This is a genomic window from Asticcacaulis sp. (assembly GCF_051954415.1).
Lineage (GTDB): Bacteria > Pseudomonadota > Alphaproteobacteria > Caulobacterales > Caulobacteraceae > Asticcacaulis.
Genome location: NZ_JBQCHT010000006.1, coordinates 43652 through 57811, shown reverse-complemented (window position 1 = coordinate 57811; position 14160 = coordinate 43652). Strand labels below are relative to the sequence as shown.

Below are 14160 nucleotides of genomic sequence, written 5' to 3'. Positions count from 1 at the left end.
ATCTTGAAATAGACATATTGCGGCGCAATATAGGACTCGGTTTCAGATGAAAGCGGGGCCATCATGTCTTTCGAGCAGACCGCGCAAGCCGAGCGCCTGACCGCCGCCTATGACCAGACCGTCCTGGTCCTGCAGGGCGGCGGCGCGCTTGGAGCTTACCAGGCCGGCGCCTATGAAGTGCTGCATGAAAACGGTGTAGAGCCTGAGTGGGTGGCCGGTATCTCGATCGGTGCCGTCAATGCCGCCATCATCGCCGGCAACGCGCCGGAACACCGCATTTCCCACCTGCGGCAGTTCTGGAAGGATATCGCCACCGTCATGCCGGGTGAAAACCTGGCCCGTACGCACGATATCAGCGATTTCACCTTCCGCCAGATGAGCGGATTCCTGGGCCTGATGGCCGGCGTGCAGAATTTCTACCGGCCATGGTTTCTGCCGCCCTGGTTCAACAAGCCGGGCACGCCGGAAGCGACCAGCTTTTATGACACGGCGCCTCTGCGCGAAAGCCTGGAGCGCCATGTCGATTTCGACCGCATCAATGCCGGGCCTATGCGCCTGAGCCTGGGCGCGGTCCATATCAAGACGGGTAATTTTGTCTATTTCGACAACCGCGATCGCCGCATCGGCCCGGAACATGTCATGGCCAGTGCCGCCCTGCCGCCAGGCTTTCCGGCCGTGCATATCGATGGCGAAGCCTACTGGGATGGCGGCCTGGTCTCCAACACGCCGCTGTCCTATGTGCTCGATGCCGGGGTGGCGAAGGATACGCTGATCTTCCAGATCGACCTCTTCAGCGCCGAAGGGCCGGAACCGGCCACCATGGACGAGGTGCAGGAGCGGATGAAGGACATCACCTATTCCAGCCGGACGCGCCTCAATACCGACGCTTTCCTGGAGAAATACCGCCTGCGCCAGGCGGTGCGCGAACTGGCGAAATATGTGCCGGCGGACGTGCTGGAAAGCCTGTGCGGCAGCGACGAACCGACCGATCTCTACAGCGGCCGGGTCAGTCTGGTCCATATCATCAACCGGGCCAACCGCCGCGAGATCCAGTCCAAGGACTACGAATTCTGGCGCGCCTCACTGGAGGAGCACTGGCATGACGGCCGTCATGACGCCGGCATAGCCGTGGCCGAAACAAGCTGGCGGACCTTCAGCGATCCGGATGCCGGCCTGGCGATTTATGACTATATCCGGCCAGAATCGCACAGAAAGCGCGTCAAACTGTGGCCATGATGCCGCAGGTGCGTGGCAATAGTGTTGCAATGCGATAATGTTGCTCGCTCCATACTGGCAGAATTTGGCCTGACCATCCATATAATCGCCATATCGAACGGCGAGATACGTCATGAAACCTCATTCCTTTATCGGCCTTGCGGCCCTGATGGTCTTCTCTACGCCGGTGCTGGCGCAGACCTCCGGCGTCCTGCCGCCGCAAGCCGTGGTCGATCAGAACCTCAAGGCCGAAACCGCCGATATCGCCACCCTTCAAATTCAGGCGCAGGCCGGGGACGTGAACGCCCAGGTGCAACTGGCCGATGATTATTTCACCGGCAATGGCATAGGTCAGGACTATGCCAAGGCGTTCGACTGGTACAGGAAGGCGGCCAATGCCGGCAATCCGGAAGCCCAGACCGAACTGGGCCTGATGTATGCCAAGGGCTATGACGTCACGCCGGTCGATTACAAGGAAGCCATCCACTGGACGCGCATCGCGGCTGAGCAGGGCTATGTCGGGGCGCAGTATAATCTCGGTGTCGCCTATGATAACGGCCTGGGGGTCGAGGCCGACCTGAAGACCGCCTTCGACTGGTATCTGAAGGCGGCGCGGCAGGGCTATGATATCGCCCAGTTCAATGTCGCTACCATGTTCGAGGCGGGGCAGGGCGTGCTTCAGGACCTCGCTTCGGCGCGTGACTGGTATCAGAAGGCCGCCGACCAGGGCAATGCACCGGCGCGCTACAATCTCGGCAACATGTACCTGACCGGGCATGGCGTCGACAAGGATACGGCCAAAGGGCTGGGCCTGGTGGAAGCCTCGGCGAAACAGGGCTTTCCCCTGGCGCAAAGCCGCATGGCCGGTCTCTACTATGTCGGCGAAATCGTGCCGCAGGACAGGGTGAAAGCCTATGCCTGGGCGCTGCTGGCGGCCGGTGACGGCGATCCCGACGGGCAGAACCTGATGAAGACCATAGACGGCAGCCACCTGCTGAACGAAGCCGATATGCGCCAGGCCTCGGCCTTGGCCGATACCTACGCCTCCGCGCAGTAAACGGCGGTTATCCGATATCCGCAATTGCCGCTTTCCTGACTTGCGGAAACAGCGTACATCCTTATGCGGGCGTGCGGTGTTATCTGGTGGACTCGGCAGGTTGAACTCGCCCCTGTCGTGCGTCATCCGCCGATGCAGGGAGCTTCCTCATGAAAAAGGCATTCGCCGAACTGATCGGCACATTCGTACTGGTATTCTTCGGTTGCGGTTCGGCGGTCTTCGCCGGTGACCAGGCGGGCATGTTGCCGCTGGGGATCGCCTTCGCCTTTGGCCTGGCCATCGTTGCCATGGCCTATGGCATCGGGCCGGTGTCCGGCTGTCATGTCAATCCGGCGGTGTCGCTGGGTGCTTTCATCGCCGGGCGCATGACCGTCAAAGATCTGTTGGTCTATGTGATTTCACAATGCGTCGGCGCCATTCTTGGCGCGGCGGTACTATACGCCATCCTCTCCGGCAGGCTGGGTGGCTATGATGTCGCCGTCAGCGGCCTCGGGCAAAACGGCTGGGGCGAGGGGTATCAGGGCGGTTATGGCGTCGGCGCGGCCTTTACATTTGAGGTGGTGGCGACCTTTATCTTCCTGGTCGTCATCCTGGGCTCGACCCACAAGCTGGCGCCGGTCGGTTTTGCCGGACTGGCCATCGGCCTGACACTTACGGTCATTCATATCGTCGGTATTCGTATCACCGGTGTGTCGGTTAATCCGGCGCGCAGCTTGGGGCCAGCACTGTTCGTTGGTGGTCAGGCGCTTTCGCAATTGTGGCTGTTTATTGTGGCGCCACTGATCGGCGCGGCGGTGGCCGGTATTTTGTTCCGCTTCGGCCTACTGGAAGGTAAGGCTTGAAGACACGAAATGGTAAAACAAAAAGCGCCGGCCCTTGGCGGGTCCGGCGCTTTTTCGTTTCGGGAATGGTGGGCGCTACAGGGATTGAACCTGTGACCCCTACCATGTCAAGGTAGTGCTCTCCCGCTGAGCTAAGCGCCCATTCCCGAAGAGACCGGGTGTATAGCCAAGCCCTTGCCGCTTAGCAAGCGCCGAAATCCCTTTTTTCGGGGAAAAGTGAAAAACCGCATTTAAGCGGCAATAAGCCTTTCGACTTCCGTTACGATTTCCCTGAGATGCACGGGCTTTTCCAGCACCTTGGCGTTTGGGGAGGCTTTCTGGGCATTAAGTGCCACGGCCGCGAAGCCGGTAATGAACATGATCTTGAGATCAGGCTGCAACTGGGCGGCGCGCTTGGCCACCTCGATGCCATCGGCGCCGGGCATGACGATGTCGGTCAGCAAAAGATCATAAGGGCCCTGGTCAAGAGCCAGGATGGCGGTATCGCCGTCAGGGCAGCTCACCACCTCATAGCCGGCACGCTGCAGGGCGCGCGACAGGAAGCTGCGGACGGAATCCTCATCTTCGGCAAGGAGAATTTTCTTCATCGGATCGGTCATGTAAAAACCCCCAAGGCGCCCTTATCATATGCGCCTTGGCGCAGAAGTCACCATGTTTGCAGGTGGAATGTAAATTAGGGGTGAAGACGTGGCAGGAATGTCCTACTAAAGTGCTAATATGAGCGATCTCCTCACGACACCCTGGCATCTTGTACACAGTCCCGATCATGGACCGATCGTGGTCAGGCCGAATGAGGCCAGCCGGTTGGTCTACAGCCTGCCGCACAGCGGGCGCTATTATCCGCAGAGCTTCATCGCCGAGGCCCGGCAAACGCCGCAGGGGCTGCGCGTCAGCGAAGATGCCTTTGTCGATGACCTGGTGGGGATCACGCCAGACCTTGGCGTTTATGGCCTGGCCAGCCGGTATGCGCGCGCCTTCTGCGATGTCAACCGCAATGCGCTGGAACTCGATGCCCGGCTGATCCGCGGCGAACTGCCCAAGGCGGCGCTTGCCTTCAGCGCGCGCGTCAAGGCCGGTTTCGGCGTTATCGCCCGCCGTCTGAGCGCGGAAGAGGACATTTATCGCCAGCCGCTCGATATGGAAGAGGTTAATCGCCGGCTCGATCTGATCCACCGGCCTTATCACGAGGCGCTGAAAGGATTGCTGGCCGAAGCGCGCCGAACCGGACCGGCCATACTCATCGACTGGCATTCCATGCCGAGCGCCGCGCTTAATCAATTTCGCAACGGCGAACCAAAGCCGGATATCGTGCTGGGAAACCGCCACGGCGAAACCTGTTCCGAAAATCTGGTCCGGCGCGTCCGGGGCGTCCTGGAAGGGGCGGGACTGCGTGTCGGGCTCAACAGGCCCTTCGCCGGCGGCTATATTGTCGAAACCTACGGCCGATCGGCGGCGGGAATCGAAGCCCTGCAAGTCGAGATCAACCGCGCCATCTATATGGATGAAGACCGGCTCGAACTCCACCCAGGCGCCATCCGTTTGCGGACGGTTTTCCAGACACTGACAGACACCCTCAAACGCCTTTAGGGTAATGGGTTTGTGATGATGTCGAGTTTCTGTTTGCAGCAAAAAAAGGCCGCGCTCTACGGCGCGGCCAAGTTTACAGGGAGGAAACGCCCAGGAAGGGCATCAGCGCCAGGAAGGCGCCGAACGAGTTAAATTTAGTTTGCGGTGCGAAATAATACAAGTCGAAATGTAACATAATATGATCACATATCGTTACAGTTCGAGCGGGCGCCGGGGTTTGCGCGTGAGATACTGCGTTAGTAGCCGCCTTGTGCATTGTGCGGCGCGGTATTTTTGTCCTTGGTCTGGAGTTCCGCGGCGATGGGGCGCGGCGGGGTTGGGTAGGGATGCTCTTCCAGCAGTTCACGCAATTGCCGCAGCCCCCGCGCCGATTGCGAGCGCGACTGCCGCCAGCCGAGCAGGGCGACGGCGCCTATGCTGGCGAGGGCGAGATAGATCGGTCCCCACAGCCAGGCGGTGGCGGCCAGAGAAAAGTAATAGGCCCGCACGCCCTGCGAGAAGCTGGTCATCGCCGGTTCGAGCACATTGGTAATGGCATTGGTGAACTTGGCGGCCGTATCGACATCCATATTTTCCGGCAGGGAGCCCATGGCGGCGGCGCAGTAATTCATCTGGCGCAGGGCCCATATGAAATCGAGCAGGCCCCGCGACAGGCAGATGAGCACCAGGGCCATCTTGATCTGGAAAAGCTGGGTAGAGGAGACATCGAGGCCGAGGGTGGTCAGCGACTTCAGCGGCAGGTGCCCGCCGAACAGGACACCGGCGACCGCCGCGATCAGCAGGAGGTTGGCGGATGAAAAATTCGTGGCCGAATTGACCGCGTGGGCCATCAGGTTGGAATCGTAAAGCTTGACCTCGCGCACGGTCATTTCCCTCATCCAGGCCCGACGCACCACGCTCAGATCCTTGGTGATTAGGCCGCGGCTTTTGGATATCCGTCGCAGGAAAGGTTCATAGCCCAGCCAGCAGAACATGAAGATGACAAGGCCGGCTATATCGAGCGGGCTGTCCTGCGCGGCGCGCACCAGGGTATTCAGGATGGACATTGGAATGCCTGTAAAGCGAAGATGTGGCTTTTGACGACACTTTATAAGTGTCTTTGCCGGACTTCGTCATGTGATTCGTCAGAAAGATTGGTGAATTTACCTTTCTTCGCTTGTGCGAACAGGGGGCAACGCTTATGAAAGCGCACCTTTTTGGCTCCAAATCAAAGTCACGCAATGAATATTGATAAAATCTCCGTTGGTCCGAACGCGCCGTGGGACGTCCACGCGGTCATCGAAATCCCGCAGGGCGGTATGCCGGTGAAGTACGAGATGGACAAGGATTCCGGCGCCCTGTTCGTCGATCGCTTCCTGTACACCTCGATGTATTATCCGGGCAATTACGGTTTCATCCCGCACACCCTGGCCGATGACGGCGATCCGTGCGACGTTATGGTGGTCGGCCCGACGCCGGTCTATCCGGGCGTGGTCATCCGCGTGCGCCCGATCGGCGCATTGATCATGGAAGACGAGGCTGGCCGCGACGAGAAGATCCTGGCGGTGCCGGTCGACAAGCTGCACCCCTACTACACCAATGTGCAGAGCTATCGCCAGATGCCGTCCATCCTGATCGACCAGATCACACACTTTTTCGCGCACTACAAGGATCTCGAAAAGAACAAGATGACCAATGTCATCGGCTGGGTCGAGCCGGAAGCGGCGGCGCAACTGATCCGTGATGGTCAGGAACGCCTGGCCCAGAAGATCGGCTAAGCTTATTTTGCCTGCCTGTTGCAAAGACCGCCATGTCCGCAAGGCATGGCGGTCTTTTGTTGTCGGGGAAGTCTGAGCCATTTGCAGTATTTTGCAATGCGCGCAGGTGTTCACCGATTGTGGCCTGTGGGAGACGGTTCTGGCGGAATTTGCGCAGTCGGGCGCGGATTATGGCCAGGGATTCGGTTTTTAGGGGATTTTCAGGCAAAATTGTGACGCATTTTCGCCCTTTTTGTCGCGGGATGTCATGGCTCAGGCGGGAAAACTTCTCATAGTGTAGAATTTTTCCACTAATGTTACCGCTATCTTGAAATAAATTCGTTATTACTGGCGTGTAATTGGAATTTCTCTCGCATGTAATGCAATTATTCGATGTATTACAAAAGGATGACAGTGCCGCGACGGAAAGCGGTAACCGGCTGCAAGGCTGGTTTTTGTCACAATTTTTCGCTATATCGGGAGCAATTAAGCGTATGCGTTGTGTACGGCCCGGATGTGTCGTGTGTGTGTCTGCATCCTCTGTTCCGGCCCGGTTTGAGTTTGTGTTCACCTATGTCCAAAAAGAAAATGATGTCAAATTCCTCCCCGGATGTGGCTTCGCGTCTTTATGCCCTCGCTGTCGCCCGCGACACGGCGAATCTGGTTGACGTGGATGCCGCCCTTGCTCTGGCGCGCGCCTCGACCCGTACCCTGATGGCGCTGTCGCCGCAGGCAGCTCTGCTGATGCGCCGTTTCGCGCAGGAAGAGATTGATCGTCTGTCCATGGAATGCACCGAGGAAGCTCAGGGCTCGATTGCCCTGATCCAGGATGCACTCGGCATGATGTAAGCTGAGCGCGGCCTGTCTGTGAGGCCGCGTTTTCCGTCAGTTAATCCGTCTGGTCGTCGATTTCGGCATTAGGGCCGTTTTTCAGGACTGACTCGATCGCGTTCTTGGCGGACGCCTTGGAGCTGTAGCCTTCGGTCCACCAGATGCTCTCCCCATTATAGGTGAAGTAGGCAACGAATTCGCCGGCTTTGTTCTTGCGGATTTCGAACTTGTGAGCCATGACGCAACTCCCTTTTATTGCGGAATATGGACGACTATTTCGCGCCTAAGGGGAAGTCTTGTCAAGGTATTATCGCGCCTGCTTGAGGCCCAGATACCACATCAGCCCTAAGAAGGCGCCCTTGATGAAGGGCAGGGCCAGAAGGGTCAGCAGGCCGATAGAGCCGACCAGCACCGGCACCAGAACCTGCACCGGATAGGCATAGAAAAAGCCGAACATGAAGGCCGGTGCAATCACCAGATGGCCAATCAGTATCATGGTGATATAGGCCGGGCCGTCATCGGTCGGGTAGAGGCTGAGCGGGGTCTGGCAAACGGGGCAGGCATCGACCACCTTCAGGTAGCCGCGAAAGGCGGACGCCTTGCCGCAGCAAGGGCATTTTCGCTGCAGGCCGCGCAGCAGGGCCTTGCCGATACCAACGCCATCTCTCATAATATAACCTCGTCTGTTTCAGGGTCTTATAATGGGGTATGGTGGCCCCGATTGCCATGCGCTATGCTGACGCAGCGACTATAGGCCATTCGCCGGCTTGAAAAAACACTTGCGTATCATATAAAGATATCTTTATATGATTATATGGCTGATGATTACGCATCCAAAATCCGGTTTAATACGCTCCTTGAAGCCCTGAAGGCTGCGGGCGAGCCGACGCGCCTGCGTCTGCTGCGTCTGCTGGCGCGCGAAGAGCTGTCTGTGATGGAACTGGTGTCGATCCTCGACCAGAGCCAGCCGCGCATCTCGCGCCATCTCAAGCTGATGAGCGAAGCCGGGCTGATCGAACGGTTCCCGGACGGCGCCTGGGTGTTTTACCGCCTGTCGTCAGCGCCGTCCATCCGTCCGCTGGTCGATGTCATTCTGGCGTCGCTGGACGATGCCTATGGCGAAGACCTGCAACAGCTTGAAGGCGTGCGCAGTCACCGGCGCAAATCGGCGGAAGGGTATTTCGAGACCATCGCGCCGAAATGGGATGAAATCCGCAGCCACTATATAGCCGAGGCGGATGTCGAGGCTGAGATACTGCATCTGGCCGCCCGCCAGCCTTATGACCACCTGGTTGATCTCGGCACCGGCTCCGGGCGTATGCTGACACTGCTGGGCGGCGGGGCGAAGACGGCCATCGGCCTGGACCTGTCGCAGCACATGCTCAATGTGGCGCGGGCGCGCTCGCATGATGCCGGGCTGGAAACCATCGATTTCCGCCATGGCGATATCTACGAAACACGACTGCCGGCGGCTTCGGCCGATTTCGTGGTGGTTCATCAGGTTCTGCACTTTCTGGCCGATCCGGGGCGCGCCATCGCCGAAGCCGCGCGGTTGTTGAAACCCGGCGGGCGTCTGCTGATCGCCGACTTCGCGCACCACGATCTCGAAATCATGCGCGAGCAGTACCAGCACCGACGGCTGGGTATGCTGGACGAGGACATGGACCACTGGTTCGAAACCGCCGGTCTCAAGCTGGATGTGACCCGGTCGTTGCCGCCGAAAGAGGCTGGCCTGACCGTCAAGATCTGGCTCGCCATCAAGAGCTGACCCCTGAATTTGCCTGACTGAATTTGCCTGAACAGGCACACATTGAGAATTTCCCGATATGAGCCCCTCGCTGAATCCCAATCTGAAATCCGATCTCGCTCCCATTGCGCGTTCGCTCGCCGCTGGCGGGCAGAATTTGAAAGTGTCGTTTGAATTCTTCCCGCCCAAGACGGAAGAGATGGAAACGACCCTGTGGGAATCGATCCGCCGCCTGGCGCCGCTCAATCCGGAATTTGTCTCGGTCACCTATGGCGCCGGCGGATCGACCCGCGAACGCACCCACCGCACGGTCAAGCGCATTCTCGATGAAACGCACCTGAAGCCGGCGGCGCATTTAACCTGCGTTGATGCCTCGCGCGAGGAGGTCGATGAGGTGATCCGTGCCTATTGGGACGCGGGTGTGCGCCATATCGTGGCCTTGCGTGGCGATCCGCCTTCAGGGTTTGGAGATTACAAGCCCCGCAATGACGGCTACCAGAACGCTACCGAACTGACGGCCGCCATCAAGCGGATCGGCGATTTCGAGGTCAGTGTGGGAGTGTATCCGGAGAAGCATCCGCAATCGCCGTCGCTGGCCTTCGATCTCGACGTCCTGCGCCAGAAGGTCGATGCCGGAGCGACGCGCGGTATCAGCCAGTTCTTCTTCGAGCCGGCCACCTTCCTGCGCTTCCGCGATGCCGTGGCCGATGCCGGAATCCGCATCGACCTGACGCCGGGCATCATGCCGGTGACCAATTTCAAGGGCCTGCGCCGCATGGCCGCCGCGTGCGAAGCGGCCATCCCCGACTGGCTGGGCGAACTGTTCGACGGACTGGATGACGATGCCGAAACGCGCAAACTGCTGGCCTCGGCCGTGGCGGTCGAACTGTGCCTGGGGCTGGAACGCGAAGGCGTCGAAAACTTCCACTTTTATACGCTGAACCGCGCCGACCTGGTGTTCGCCATCGGGCGTATCTTGGGGTTGAAGGCCCAACCGGCTCATGCGTAAGGTTCTTGCGCTTCTCGCCCTGCTGTGGCCGGTCGCCGCCCAGGCGGGCGAGGCGGAATGGAGCGCCCCGCACGCGCCCTATAAGGTGGCCGGCAATGTCTATGCGGTCGGCACGGAAGGGATTGGCGTCTATCTGATCACGACGCCCCAGGGGCACATACTTATAGATGGTGCCACCGAAAAAGGCGCGGCGGTGGTGGAGGCCAATATCGCGGCGCTCGGCTTCAAACTGCGTGATATCAAATACATGGTCGAAACCCACGCCCACTGGGATCATGTCGGCGGGGTGGCCAGGCTCAAGCGCGACACGGGCGCGGTATTTGTGGCCAGCGAAGGCGATCGCTACGGGCTTGAACATGGCGTCCATGTGGGTGATAATATTTATGGCGGCGGCGCTTTTGCACCCGTCCGTGTCGATCGCGGCATAGGCGAGGGCGGCACGCTCACCTTGGGCGGCATCACCCTGACGGCGCATATGACGCCTGGTCACACGCGCGGCGACACGACCTGGACCACCGATGTCAATGACAACGGCTTCGTTCGCCGTGTCATCTTCTATGGTTCCACGACGACGGCGGGCAATGTCCTTGTCAATAACCCCGCCTATCCCGATATTGTGGCGGACTACCGCCTGAGCTTCAAACGGCTCAAGGCCCTCAAGGCCGACATTCTGCTGACGAACCATCCCGAGCTGGCGGATATCGAAGCCAGGTATCAGGCGCAATTGCACGGCAAGACCGATGCTTTCGTCGATCCGCAGGCCCTGCCAAAGCTGGTGATGAAGTCCGAGGCCGACTTCGAGGCCGAACTGAAGCGCCAGCAGGACGCGCATAAAGGAAAACACCCATGACCCGCACAGACCGTATCGCAGCGTTGAAAGCCGCCGCGAAGGAACGCATCCTGATCCTTGATGGCTCCTGGGGCGTAATGATCCAGCGCCGCGGGCTGGACGAAGCCGATTTTCTTGGCGAGCGCTTCAAGGGGCATAAAGGCCAGATGAAGGGCAATAATGATATCCTGTGCCTGACCCGTCCGGACATTATCGCCGACCTGCATAACCAGTATTATGCGGCGGGCGCTGATATCTCCGAGACCAACACCTTTTCGGCCACCACCATCGCGCAGGACGATTATCACCTCGATTTGCAGTCGGTCATCGATATCAACCGCGAGGGCGCGAAGATCGCCCGCAAGGTTGCCGATGAATGGACGGCAAAAGAGCCGCATAAGCCGCGCTTTGTGGCCGGTTCCATCGGGCCGCTCAACAAGATGCTTTCCATGTCGTCGGATGTGAACGATCCCGGCGCGCGGTTGGTCACTTTCGATCAGGTCTATCAGGCTTACCGCGAGCAAGTGGCGGCGCTTTATGAAGGCGGGGTCGATCTCTACCTGATCGAAACCATCACCGACACCTTGAACTGTAAGGCGGCGATCAAGGCCATTCTCGATTTGGAAGACGAGGGCCAGGAAGCCCTGCCGATCTGGATTTCGGGCACGATTACCGACCGTTCCGGCCGCACGCTTTCGGGCCAGACCGCTGAAGCCTTCTGGAACAGCGTGCGCCACGCCAAACCGTTCGCCGTTGGGTTCAACTGTGCGCTGGGTGCAGACCTGATGCGTCCGCACATTGCCGAGCTTTCGCGCGTGGCCGATTGCCTGGTGGCCGCCTATCCCAATGCCGGTTTGCCCAACGCCATGGGGCAATATGACGAGCAGCCGCACGAAACCGCGCACGAACTGCACGAATGGGCCAAGGATGGCATCGTCAATATTCTGGGAGGCTGTTGCGGCACCACGCCGGATCACATAAAGCATGTGGCTGATGAAGTCAGCGGCATCTCGCCGCGCCAGATTCCCGAACGCCCCAAGGCCCTGCGGCTGGCGGGCCTTGAGCCTTTCGAATTAAGTTAGTTGCGTCACTGAGCATCAGCACCATCTAAGGAAGAGGCTGGGGGCTTAAAGGACATTTTTCATGAAAATACTTATAGTTCTGACTTCGCACGATCAATTGGGCGACACCGGCAAAAAGACCGGTTTCTGGCTCGAAGAATATGTAGCGCCCTACTATACCTTCCTTGATGCCGGCGCAGAGATCACGGTCGCGTCACCCAAGGGCGGGCAGCCGCCGCTTGATCCGAAAAGCGATGAACCGTCCGGTCAGACCGAAGCGACCGAACGTTTCAAGGCCGACAGCGCGGCACAGGCTGTGCTGGCGCACACCACCAAACTCTCTGAGGTCAAGGCGGCCGACTTTGACGCTGTCTTCTATCCCGGTGGTCACGGCCCGCTGTGGGATCTGGCGGAGGACAAGGCTTCCATCGCCCTGATCGAAGCTTTTGCCGCGGCCGGAAAGCCTGTCGGCGCTGTCTGTCATGCCCCTGGCGTGCTGCGTCATGTCAAAGCGGGCGATGATTATCTGGTCAAGGGCAAGCGCGTGACGGGATTTGCCAACAGCGAAGAAGCCGCGGTCGGCCTGACCGATGTGGTGCCTTTCCTAGTGGAGGACGAACTGACGGCCAGGGGCGGGCTTTACGAAAAAGGCGCTGACTGGGGTGTTCATGTGGTGACCGATGGCCTTCTGGTCACCGGTCAAAATCCTGCGTCTTCGGAAGCCGGCGCCAAGGCGGTTCTTTCCCTGCTTCGGTCCTGATGCCTGGCATGCTAAAGGGTGTTGCATCGCTGGGCCTTTAGCGGCATTGACCTTCTCCAAGCCGTAAAGCACTGATATTGTTTTTTGAGACCTGATCTATGCGCACTACCATCCTTTTCGGCGGCACCAGCCGCGAGCGCCTTGTCTCCGTCGCCAGTGCGCAGGCATTGACGACGGCCTTGCCGGAGGCCGGCCTGTGGTTCTGGGATTTGGACGGTACGGTGCATATCACCTCGCAGGAACGCTTGCAGGGTCACGAAAAGCCGTTCGAGGTGCCCTTCAAGGCCGATGGCGCCACGCTCGGCACGGTGGCTGAAGCGCTGGACGCCGCTGCCGCAGAGGATTGCGTGCTGGTGCTGGGCCTGCATGGGGGCACGGCGGAAAACGGCCAGTTCCAGGTATTGGCCGAGGCACGTGGCGTGCCCTTTACCGGCTCCGGCTCAGCGGCCTCGCACCTGGCGTTTGATAAAACAGCCGCCAAGCTGTTCGCTGGTCTGGCCGGTGTACATTCGCCTTCCAGCGTGACGCTGGATGAGGCCGACGAGGCGCTGGCCCATTATGGCCGCCTGATCGCCAAGCCGGCATCGGAGGGGTCTTCCTACGGACTGATCTATGTCAATTCCTCACAGGATATCGCCGCCGTGCGCCGGGAATCTGCGTCTATGGCCTATCTGATCGAGCCCTTTATTACCGGACCGGAAGCCACCTGCGGCGTGCTCGAACAGGCGGACGGTTCGGTCATCGCCCTGCCGCCGGTCGAGATCGTGCCGGGCGATGGCGCCTTCGACTATGCCGGCAAGTATTTGAAGTCGACAACGCAGGAAATCTGCCCGGCGCGTTTCGACCCTGCCATCAATGCCGAACTGCAACGCCTGGCGGTCAAGGCGCACAAGGCGATGTCGTGCCGGGGGTATTCGCGTTCGGACTTCATCATTTCGGACAAGGGACCGATCTATCTCGAAACCAATACCCTGCCGGGCCTGACCAAGGCGTCGCTTTATCCGAAATCGCTCAAGGCGCAGGGGATCGATTTTATCGATTTCCTCCATGGGCAAATCGAACTGGCAATCAGGAAAGTGAGCAAATAATGGGTGCTTGGGGTATTGGACCTTTTGACGACGATACCGGCATGGAACTTGTCGAAGATGCGCCGGATTGGGCAACCATCCGCGAAAAGCTAACTGTCGTTGCCATGACGAGCGATTATATTGAATTTGAAGAAGCTGTTCATGGCTGGACTGCCGCTGCGCTTGTTGCAAGCGCATTGGGCGCGTCATTCGACGATGCCGACGATGAAATCGTAAATGTTGTCGCCAACATGGGCGTCATGCCGCAGGATTTGTCCACTTTGGCCATTCGTTCATTGAAACGTCTGGAAACTGGAAATTCGCATCTTTTTGAACTTTGGCAGGACAGCGATGAGTTTCAAACCTGGTTAAAAGGACTGGTGGCATTAGCAACATATATTGAGACTGGGAGGCATTAA

The 14160-nt window shown here is 59.1% G+C and carries 17 protein-coding genes and 1 tRNA gene; 13 read left to right on the top strand and 5 right to left on the bottom strand.

Annotation, left to right across the window (positions count from 1 at the left end):
• Positions 1-63 precede the first annotated feature (63 nt).
• The 3 genes from ACTHND_RS01580 to aqpZ all read left to right on the top strand — a co-directional run bounded on the left by ACTHND_RS01580 (position 64) and on the right by aqpZ (position 3114).
• Positions 64-1236, top strand: coding sequence for a patatin-like phospholipase family protein (locus tag ACTHND_RS01580; RefSeq protein WP_440175513.1), 1173 nt, complete (start codon positions 64-66; stop codon positions 1234-1236).
• Between the two features lie 112 nt (positions 1237-1348).
• Positions 1349-2272 (top strand): SEL1-like repeat protein, encoded by a 924-nt coding sequence (locus tag ACTHND_RS01575; RefSeq protein ID WP_440175512.1) that lies wholly within the window; start codon positions 1349-1351, stop codon positions 2270-2272.
• Positions 2273-2421: 149 nt separating this feature from the next.
• A complete protein-coding gene (aqpZ, locus tag ACTHND_RS01570) occupies positions 2422-3114 on the top strand; it encodes an aquaporin Z (protein WP_440175511.1) in 693 nt (230 codons plus the stop codon).
• 66 nt (positions 3115-3180) lie between these two features.
• Here aqpZ and ACTHND_RS01565 read toward each other — a convergent pair.
• Positions 3181-3255 (bottom strand) — tRNA-Val (locus tag ACTHND_RS01565).
• An 89-nt stretch (positions 3256-3344) separates the two neighbouring features.
• Positions 3345-3701, bottom strand: a complete 357-nt coding sequence (locus ACTHND_RS01560) for a response regulator (protein ID WP_090646188.1) — start codon at positions 3699-3701, stop codon at positions 3345-3347.
• Between the two features lie 130 nt (positions 3702-3831).
• Here ACTHND_RS01560 and ACTHND_RS01555 point away from each other — a divergent pair, with 130 nt between their 5' ends.
• Positions 3832-4701 (top strand): N-formylglutamate amidohydrolase, encoded by an 870-nt coding sequence (locus tag ACTHND_RS01555; RefSeq protein WP_440175510.1) that lies wholly within the window; start codon positions 3832-3834, stop codon positions 4699-4701.
• 236 nt (positions 4702-4937) lie between these two features.
• On the opposite strand, the gene ACTHND_RS01550 is transcribed toward ACTHND_RS01555, so the two are convergent.
• Positions 4938-5747, bottom strand: a complete 810-nt coding sequence (locus ACTHND_RS01550) for a DUF599 domain-containing protein (RefSeq protein ID WP_440175509.1) — start codon at positions 5745-5747, stop codon at positions 4938-4940.
• A gap of 174 nt (positions 5748-5921) precedes the next feature.
• Here ACTHND_RS01550 and ppa point away from each other — a divergent pair, with 174 nt between their 5' ends.
• Together ppa and ACTHND_RS01540 are read left to right on the top strand one after the other, a co-directional pair.
• Positions 5922-6458, top strand: coding sequence for an inorganic diphosphatase (gene ppa, locus ACTHND_RS01545; protein ID WP_090645493.1), 537 nt, complete (start codon positions 5922-5924; stop codon positions 6456-6458).
• A 570-nt stretch (positions 6459-7028) separates the two neighbouring features.
• Positions 7029-7286 (top strand): hypothetical protein, encoded by a 258-nt coding sequence (locus ACTHND_RS01540; RefSeq protein WP_440175508.1) that lies wholly within the window; start codon positions 7029-7031, stop codon positions 7284-7286.
• Positions 7287-7326: 40 nt separating this feature from the next.
• Here ACTHND_RS01540 and ACTHND_RS01535 read toward each other — a convergent pair whose 3' ends face one another.
• On the bottom strand, positions 7327-7506 hold the full coding sequence (locus ACTHND_RS01535; RefSeq protein WP_440175507.1) for a YegP family protein: 180 nt from the start codon (positions 7504-7506) through the stop codon (positions 7327-7329).
• Positions 7507-7575: 69 nt separating this feature from the next.
• Complete coding sequence (locus ACTHND_RS01530; protein ID WP_440175506.1) at positions 7576-7938, bottom strand: DUF983 domain-containing protein; 363 nt, start codon at positions 7936-7938, stop codon at positions 7576-7578.
• A 144-nt stretch (positions 7939-8082) separates the two neighbouring features.
• On the opposite strand from ACTHND_RS01530, the gene ACTHND_RS01525 reads away from it, so the two are divergent.
• From ACTHND_RS01525 to ACTHND_RS01495, 7 genes are all read left to right on the top strand, one after another.
• Entirely contained in the window at positions 8083-9036 is a 954-nt protein-coding gene (locus tag ACTHND_RS01525; RefSeq protein ID WP_440175505.1) for an ArsR/SmtB family transcription factor, read from the top strand.
• 58 nt (positions 9037-9094) lie between these two features.
• Positions 9095-10024 (top strand): methylenetetrahydrofolate reductase [NAD(P)H], encoded by a 930-nt coding sequence (gene metF, locus ACTHND_RS01520; protein ID WP_440175504.1) that lies wholly within the window; start codon positions 9095-9097, stop codon positions 10022-10024.
• Positions 10017-10874 carry a subclass B3 metallo-beta-lactamase gene (gene bla / locus ACTHND_RS01515; protein WP_440175503.1) on the top strand — a complete coding sequence of 286 codons (858 nt, stop codon included), beginning with the start codon at positions 10017-10019 and terminating at the stop codon, positions 10872-10874. The genes metF and bla overlap by 8 nt, the downstream gene beginning before the upstream one ends.
• Complete coding sequence (locus tag ACTHND_RS01510) at positions 10871-11935, top strand: homocysteine S-methyltransferase family protein (RefSeq protein ID WP_440175502.1); 1065 nt, start codon at positions 10871-10873, stop codon at positions 11933-11935. The genes bla and ACTHND_RS01510 overlap by 4 nt, the downstream gene beginning before the upstream one ends.
• A gap of 61 nt (positions 11936-11996) precedes the next feature.
• The gene (locus ACTHND_RS01505; RefSeq protein WP_440175501.1) at positions 11997-12674 is read left to right on the top strand and encodes a type 1 glutamine amidotransferase domain-containing protein; all 678 of its coding nucleotides are present in this window, start codon (positions 11997-11999) and stop codon (positions 12672-12674) included.
• Positions 12675-12772: 98 nt separating this feature from the next.
• A complete protein-coding gene (locus tag ACTHND_RS01500) occupies positions 12773-13762 on the top strand; it encodes a D-alanine--D-alanine ligase family protein (protein ID WP_440175500.1) in 990 nt (329 codons plus the stop codon).
• Positions 13762-14160 (top strand): DUF4259 domain-containing protein, encoded by a 399-nt coding sequence (locus ACTHND_RS01495; protein WP_440175499.1) that lies wholly within the window; start codon positions 13762-13764, stop codon positions 14158-14160. The genes ACTHND_RS01500 and ACTHND_RS01495 overlap by 1 nt, the downstream gene beginning before the upstream one ends.